Source organism: Wolbachia endosymbiont of Tuta absoluta, from assembly GCF_059414725.1.
This window is the reverse complement of the sequence record NZ_JBNRJY010000776.1, coordinates 1-464: the sequence shown is the minus strand read 5'-3', so window position 1 is coordinate 464 and position 464 is coordinate 1. Positions and strand designations below refer to the sequence as shown.

The 464-nt window shown below is 40.7% G+C and carries 1 pseudogene; it reads left to right on the top strand.

Annotated elements, in window-relative coordinates:
- Window positions 1–258 precede the first annotated feature (258 nt).
- A pseudogene (locus tag ACJ5GX_RS08030) lies at window positions 259–464 on the top strand (hypothetical protein); the annotation flags it as partial.

Genomic DNA, 464 nt, shown 5'->3' with positions numbered 1-464 from the left:
TCAATGCTTGGATTTTCATCCCTCACTTGGGTTGTGCCACAGTGGTCCACAATATGATCGATCACGCTCTTACACAGGTGACTTCCAACGCTAAGGGCGGATGCAGACGCTCGCGCCGGCTAAACACGTGGACTGCGCAAGTACGAAATTATCTAAACTTGGCGACTGAGAATGCCATTGCGGTGGCCAAATGCTGGCAGTCAAAAATATAACTGAAAGATCGATCAAACGGCTAATCATTTGCTTGGAGAAATTGAAATGAATTTCCGACGTTTGATAAATCTTGGAATTACTGATATTTTGCTTTATTTTTTTTGTGCTTTTGTTAATATTGAGGATTATTTTCATGTGCCTCCTATATACTATGCTGTTACGAAGGGCACCACAGAAATGATAGAGCTTCTAATCGATAAAGGAGCAAGCATTAGTGGTTATTTTTCATATGCTGATAAAAAACGCACTCT